Origin of the sequence: Kitasatospora sp. NPDC091257, assembly GCF_044757675.1 — a bacterium.
In the GTDB taxonomy this organism is placed as follows: domain Bacteria; phylum Actinomycetota; class Actinomycetes; order Streptomycetales; family Streptomycetaceae; genus Kitasatospora; species Kitasatospora lactacystinica.
Genome location: NZ_JBIVVI010000384.1, coordinates 1 through 7,171, shown reverse-complemented (window position 1 = coordinate 7,171; position 7,171 = coordinate 1). Strand labels below are relative to the sequence as shown.

Annotated in this window: 6 protein-coding genes; all 6 read left to right on the top strand. The window is 64.1% G+C overall.

Features of this window, described 5'->3' with window-relative positions; genetic code table 11:
* The first annotated feature begins 549 nt into the window (after positions 1 to 549).
* Positions 550 to 978, top strand: a complete 429-nt coding sequence (locus ACIQOV_RS19100) for a phage tail protein (protein ID WP_401049852.1) — start codon at positions 550 to 552, stop codon at positions 976 to 978.
* 80 nt (positions 979 to 1,058) lie between these two features.
* Positions 1,059 to 1,808, top strand: a complete 750-nt coding sequence (locus tag ACIQOV_RS19095; RefSeq protein WP_401049851.1) for a LysM peptidoglycan-binding domain-containing protein — start codon at positions 1,059 to 1,061, stop codon at positions 1,806 to 1,808.
* Positions 1,805 to 3,511 carry a VgrG-related protein gene (locus ACIQOV_RS19090; RefSeq protein ID WP_331768674.1) on the top strand — a complete coding sequence of 569 codons (1,707 nt, stop codon included), beginning with the start codon at positions 1,805 to 1,807 and terminating at the stop codon, positions 3,509 to 3,511. Before ACIQOV_RS19095 ends, ACIQOV_RS19090 begins: the two co-directional genes overlap by 4 nt.
* A 151-nt stretch (positions 3,512 to 3,662) precedes the next feature.
* The gene (locus tag ACIQOV_RS19085; protein WP_401049848.1) at positions 3,663 to 4,079 is read left to right on the top strand and encodes a GPW/gp25 family protein; all 417 of its coding nucleotides are present in this window, start codon (positions 3,663 to 3,665) and stop codon (positions 4,077 to 4,079) included.
* 2 nt (positions 4,080 to 4,081) lie between these two features.
* On the top strand, positions 4,082 to 6,100 hold the full coding sequence (locus ACIQOV_RS19080; protein WP_331768675.1) for an RICIN domain-containing protein: 2,019 nt from the start codon (positions 4,082 to 4,084) through the stop codon (positions 6,098 to 6,100).
* 659 nt (positions 6,101 to 6,759) lie between these two features.
* Positions 6,760 to 7,171 (top strand): phage tail protein (locus ACIQOV_RS19075; protein ID WP_401049846.1); only part of this gene is annotated, 412 nt, incomplete at its 3' end.

Here is a 7,171-nt window from a genome sequence, read left to right as displayed (position 1 = left end):
CCCACCAGCACCCTGAAGACAGGCCCAGCGCTGTCGGCACGCCTGACCACCGGTGCCACTCCCCCGCTTCCCTTGGTAGGGATGGGTACGGCGCTGCCGGCCCTGCCCACCAGCACCCGACCGTTGTACGACCAGCCCGCGCCGCAAACACCGCCATCGCCTGTACTGCCCAGCCCAAACTACATGGGCGGGCGGCAACCGAATGCGACCGCTTCGCGGCTGGCGAGGCCTGCGCGATCGTCGCCCAGGCAGATGACACCCGTGGCGACGAATCGGCATGACGGCGCTTCCCGCCCCGGCGGGGTGCAGGACACAGCCGTGATGGTCCGCGAGATGACTCGACGTCACAGTAATGAGTTTACTCGCGTGCTGGTGCCCGTACTCGCTCGCATGCTGCATCGAAAGGTGGTGCATCGCCAGGAAGACAGGCCGGAAAGGTGGTACATGGAACTACCTCGCTGACCTGTCGACATTCCTCGAGCCCACCCAGAGTCACACGATATGCACCACGTTGCTATACCCGGGTGCACAAGGATAGGAGTATCGGCTGTGGCCGAGTCATTCGCTACCAGCTGGCGGTTCCAGGTATGGATCGGAATGTACGATCTGGGATCCTTCACCACCTGTGACGGCCTTGCCGCCAACCTGGAGGTAGAGGAGCGCTGGGAGGGCGGCCTGGAAGCTCACCGGTGGGTGATCCCTACCCGCCTGTCCTACTCCAACATCGTGCTGACCCGTCCCCTCACCAGCAGTACCGTCGCGGCTTGGCTGTGGCTCCGGAGCCAGACCATGCAGTCCATTCCCACGATCGGCACCATCGCCGCGCTGGCCCCGAACCGCTCCGTCATCGCGAGATGGAGCATGGAGCGGGTCGTGCCTGTGCGATGGGAGGGGCCGTCGTTCAGCGCTGAAGACTCCCGTCCCGGGATGGAGACGCTTGAAATCGCCCATCACGGTTTCATCGTCTCCCCGTTCTGAAAGGAGTTGCCACGGTGCCGTTCTTGCCAGTCGTGCCGTCCTTGCCCTCCCTGTCCAGGCTCTCCTCCTCCTCGTACTCGTTGTCCACGCTCGGGCTCACCCGCGCTACGCTCGTGATCTTTGATCCGCCGGCCAAACGCAGCCTGGCCAACAAGCCCGGACCGATGATCTCGCGAATCCCGCTGCAGTTCAATCCCGAGTCGATCAGCCTGTCGACGTCCGCCAACTGGAATTTTGAGCCATCCAAGCAATCGGGGTACGCCCCACCGGAGTTCAACGGGACCGATCTCAGGTCGGTCAGCGTGGAGGTCTTCCTCGACTCGACCTACAGTCTAGTTAACACGATTGAACAGCAAGTAGAGGAGCTGTTCGACTGCTGTCGGCCCGCCATTAGCAGCTTCGCGGTTGGTAGTACCTTGTCCCCCCCGTGGGTACGCCTTGAATGGGGACGTGCACGCACCGTTTCGTTCTATGCCTACCTCAGCACAGTCGATGTCGAATACACGCTTTTCAATGTTGACGGGAGGCCAAGCCGGGCCACCTGTCGCTTGTCGCTGCATGAGATCCCCCGCACCGTACCCAAACAAAACCCTACCTCAGGCTCCAAAAATGCTCTAGCCGTGCACCAGACGCAGGCCGGTGACAGCCTGGCTTCGCTGGCTTGGCGCTACTACGGCGACGCCGCTCAGTGGCGGCAGATTGCTGCTGCCAACGGAATCGTCGATCCTGAACGGCTTGCAGTAGGCACTACTCTGCTCATCCCCGCCGTCGATGAGGTGGCTGCCGGGGGAACAGGGGCATGGCTCCCTAGCGCGGAGAGCGGATCATGACCACTTACTCAGCCACACCGCTGGTTGAGACCACGGCGGCCCTCCCGGAAGAGTGGGCCGCAAGGCTCACCACCGTCGACGTGGACACCCGCGCCAATCTGCCGGCTCTGGCGACCCTGCGCTTCCGCGACCCCAATCACCAGCTGCTTAGCAGCAGTGGGATCGCCATCGGAACGCCTCTGAAGGTCTCGGCGGACACCACCGCCGACAGCCGGCCCGTCGTGCTCTTCAGCGGCGAGGTGGCCGGTGTGGCCAGCGAGGTCGAGGAGCAGGGAACATTCACGGTACTGAGAGCCTACGACCGGGCGCAGCGGCTGACTCGAGGCCGCCGGCTGACTGCATGGCAGGAGACCACGCTGGAGAAGGTCGTTCGCGACATCGCCAGCCACGCGGCGCTCGGAGTTGGGTCTGTTGCCGGCTCGACGTCCAAGATCAAGTATCTGGTCCAGCCGAACATCACTGACTGGGAATTCCTTCAGTACCTCGCAGAACTGCACGGCGCTGTGGTCGTCGTCAACAATGGCACGCTGTTCCTTAAAGCGCTTCAGTCCGCCGACAGCGCACCCGATCCGCGCCAGGCGGGCGACGATAACCCGTACGTACTGTCTTATGGAACCAACTTGCTGTCCCTGCAAGTCGCCGTGGGCTCGCCCGGGCCAGCCGGTGAAGTCCAGGTTCGCGGCTGGAACATCGATACTAAAAAGGCCACTGTTGGTACCGCAAAAGTCGACGGCAGCAAATATATCGATATCGGCACCCGCGCCGGCTATCTGGCCACGAAACTGGGCGGAGGCGCCTTCACTGAAGTAATCGGCACTGGGTACGCATTGCAGGGTGATGTCAAGGGTGTCGCCGAATACTTCGCCGACACGGCCGCAGCCGCGATTGTGGACCTGGAAGCGACGGTTTATGGCTCCCCACATCTGACGGCCGGCACGCCGGTGACGCTCGTCAATGTCGGAGAGCCGTTCACTGGCCGCTACACCGTTACCGGTACTCGCCACGTCTTCGACCGCGGCTATCGCACTAAGGTGAACGTGAGCTCGCAACAGCGCGTCCCGCACGCTGCCCGCAATGGACCGGCAGCATACGCGGTGCCGGGGCTTGCCATCGGCACCGTCCAAGACGTCCGTGATCCCGATACGCGCCAGTCGGGGGCGGTGCGGATCGCCTTCCCGTGGCTCAGCGAGGATTACGTCTCCGATTGGGCCCGTACCGTGCAGTTCGGAGGCGAAGGCGGGGGCGGGGTGATCAGCCCCGGCATCGGAGACGAGGTGCTCGTTGGCTTCGAGCAGGGACGCCTGGACCGCCCCTATGTCCTGGGCGGCCTGTACAACGGCAAGGACCATCCTTCGACACACAGCGTTGACTTGATTGATGCCGACTCGAAGGCTGTGAACCGCCGGTCACTGTCGTCACGTGAGGGCAACCGTATCGAGCTTCTGGACCACCCTGATGAGGGCGGCGTCCTGCTGAGCACCGGGGACCAGGAGGTGAAGATCCGCCTGGACCGCAAGGCAAAAAAGATCACGATCGAAGCGGAAAATCTGGAGCTCAAGGGCACCAAAAGCCTGACACTCACGACGGACAGCCTGGAGATCGGGGATAACACCAAGAGTAGCCTCAAGCTTAACGCGAAAACGGTAGAAATCAACGGCACCGATAGCGTTAAAATCGCTTCGCCAAAGGTTGACGTAGGATGACGTTCCTCCCCTTTTCCTCACGGCTGCCTAACGAGCCGAACATCCCTGATGCCCGTTTCCCGGCATGGCTGCGATCGACCATCCGAAAAGGCAACAAGGTCTATAGCACCCATTCGACTCACTTTAATGACCTCGCCCGAGGGAGGCCATCGTGGACGAACTGATCGGAAAAGGCTGGACCTTCCCTGCAACAGTCGCCGATGACGGCACCATCGCGCTTGTCGGCGGAGCCGAAGACATCGACCGGTCCATCCAGTTGATCATGAGAACAATGCTGGGAGAGCGCCCGATGCGCCCGGAATTCGGGTGCGGCGTCAGTGCCCTGGTCTTCGCTCCCATCGACGCGACGACCGGTGGTCAGATCATCGAGACCGTCCACACCGCTTTGGAACGCTGGGAACCGCGGATCGCCGTCGATGAAGTCGACGTCACCGCGGATACCGTGGTCTCCGGTCTGCTCTATATCGACATCAGCTACCGAATCCTGGCAACCAACAGCCCCCGCAACCTGGTCTTCCCCTTCTACACCCTGCCCGGAGAACCCGGCACTGGTACCGCAGGAGCCTAACGATGAGCAACGTCCCCGTTCCCTCCCTGGACGACCTGCGCTTCCAGGACCTCGTCGACGCGGCCAAGCGCTACATCCCCCAGCGCTGCCCCCAGTGGACCGACCACAACGTCTCCGACCCAGGCGTCACCCTGATCGAGGCCTGCGCCTCCCGCGTCGAACAACTCGGGTACCGCACCGATCAGCTCACTGACGCCGCCCGCGCGTCTCTGCTGCGCCTGGCCGGCGTTGTCCCGACTCCGCCGTCCGCCGCCCGCACTGAGCTCACTTTCACCCTCACCGACCCCAACTCCACCGACCGGACCATTCCCCAGGGCACGACCGTCTCCACCCCGAGTAGCTATCCGGGCCCAACCATCACCTTTCGGACCATCGAGACCCTCGTTCTGCCCGCCGAAACGGCAACCGGTACCGTGCCCGCAGTCAATATCACCACTGTCGACGAAGTACTCGGGGTGTCCGACGGCACGCCAGACCAGCGTTTCCGCCCCACCTACCAGCCCATCCTCCAGCAAACCACCAGTGGCACCCCGGCGGTCACCCTGACGGTCACCACCGTCAGCAGCGGCGCACCCGCCGATACCTGGGTGCAAGACACCACCTTCGCGGGTTCCCTGTCTGCTGATTACCGGTTCGTGTGGGACGCCACTGCGGGCGAGGTCGTCTTCGGCCCCAGCACGCCCTACACCTACGGTCCGTACCAGCACGGCCAGATCCCCCGACTCGGCGCCGAGGTACGGGCCGGCTACGAGACGTGTCAGGGTACGCGCGGGAACGTCCCCGCCGGTAGCCTCACCTCCTGGGTGAACACTCCGCCCGCCACTGTCACCAACCGCGCGGCCGCAACCGGCGGGGCCGAACCCGAGACCCTCGACGAGGCCGTAGCCCGCGCCACCGCCCGGCTGGTCCCCCTTCACCGGGCCGTCAGCGCGGACGACCATGCCCAGGTCCTCACGAGGCGCGTTCCCGACGCAGCCCGTGTCCGCACCGTCACCGTCGGAGGCAGCGCCCGATCTGCCCTGCGCATTGGCACCATGGCGGACACCGACCAACACCTGCAGGTCACTGTCGTCCCCCGCCCCACCGGTGACCCCGGCCAGGCACTACCGGCCGCCGACCTCGTCCTCACCGACGAGACCAAGGAGGCTATCCGTGCCTCCGAGGAGGCCCTGCGCCTGCTCGGCACGCGTGTACAGGTCACCGAGCCGGTGTGGGTGCCGTTCAAGGTGGCAGCCACGATCCAGGTATGGCCTGCCGTGGGAAGCCTCGCAGCCGTCAATGCGGAGATTGCCGCCAGAGACGCGCTGTACCGGTACTTTCATCCTGTCATTGGTGGCGACAGCGGCGCCGGATGGCCGTTCGGCCGTCCGGTCCATGCAGGCGACCCGTACGCTGTGCTTGCGGGGCTTCCCAGCACCGTCACGGTACTCAACGTCACCATGACGGACCCGAACGACAACCCTATCTCCCCGCCCCTGGTCCTACCGCCCGATGGACTTCCCCTGCTGACAGAAGTCCAGATCGACTCTGTCAACTCCAGCTCCATCGGGAACACCAACCCCAGCGATGACACACCCACACAGAGCGGTCTGCTGGTCAATCAGAAGAGCGGGCTCGCGATCGAGGTCCCGAACTCTTCGACGGCCCCTGGTGCCAGGCTGCAGCAGGCCTCCCCGCAGGATGGTGCCAATCAACAGTGGACTCTCACCTCGGCGGGTTCCGAGGCATGGCAGATCACTAACAGCAACTCAAACCTGGTCATGAGCGTGGAGAACGCCTCTACCGTTTACGGCGCATACGTAGTCCAACAGACCCTCGGCTCTGGCCTCGAGTCACAGTGGACCGCGTCCGAGCAAGGGGGCGGGTACTACAAGTTGACGAATGTCAACAGCGGTCTGGTGCTTGCTGTTTTCGCCGGATACACCACCCCCGGTGCACCTATCGTCCAGCAGACCTACGACGGACGCCCACACCAGCTATGGCGCCTACAGCCCTCCGACAAGGCAACGCCGAGACGATGACTCCCCGATTCGCAGCGCATCGGCAGCCATACGGCAGACCTCGACAGCACGCTCGAGTGCACCAGCTCGCGTGCCGGTCACAAGAGCAGGAGCGACACCATGGTCCGCACGTGTTCGCCCGGCATTCCGTCATTACATGCTCGAGGGGGCAATGGTGACTACGCACCGGAATCAGATTCACAAGCCGCTCGGTCCGATCCCGGTCCACTCTCGTGGCCTGAGCACCCAAGCCAGCCGGAAGAACAGGCGCACCGGTTCCGATAGCAGCGACCTCAGCCGCATCCGGGCCCATCCCTACGCCGATCGCCCACCGCGCACAATCGCGCATGCGCCACGAATCCCGTTCAAAGAACTCCCTCCACCCAGCGCAGCACACCCGGTCCGGCGTGGCCCCCGGTATTACAGGCGCCTTCGGACCCATCAAGCCCTCAGCAGGGAGGGCCCGTCGTACGTGTCATCACGCCGCGGTCGGTGATGAAACCATCAAAGCGTCGGCGAGACGGTGAGTCGCTCGCCGTCCTTTCCCGGAGTGCGCTCCTGGTTCTCTCCTTAGGTGGTATCGGTATCTTGCGGATTCTGACCGGATTGCCTTTCGATACGGGCACCGCGACCGTTAACAGGGCTTCAGTTCCCTTCTCAACGACCAGGAAATAGCAGGCATGAAAAGCGACGAGAACTCCACGCCGATTCCTCAGCAGACCGTGCAGGGGAACCTGCCGTCGCCATATGCCGATGACACCGTCGTGCAGGCGTTCGCAGGTGCGGTCGACGGCATGCTGGCGCCTGTCGATCCGGTGCTGGCCTCGATGGCCGACAACTACCAGGCATTCAACGCCCCCGCCGAGCTCCTGCCCTATCTGGTACAGGTCAGCGGCGCCCGGGTGGAGCCGGGATGGCCCGAGCGAGCGGTCCGCGCGGCGATCGACCTGGCCGGCTGGCTGGCCACCCACCGCGGCACCCCCGCCGGCCTGCTCACCGAAGCCCGAATCGTCTACGGATGGCTCCTCGAGATCGACGACCCCGGTGACGTCCACCTCCCCGGCGACAGCACCCAGTGGCCTGACCACACCC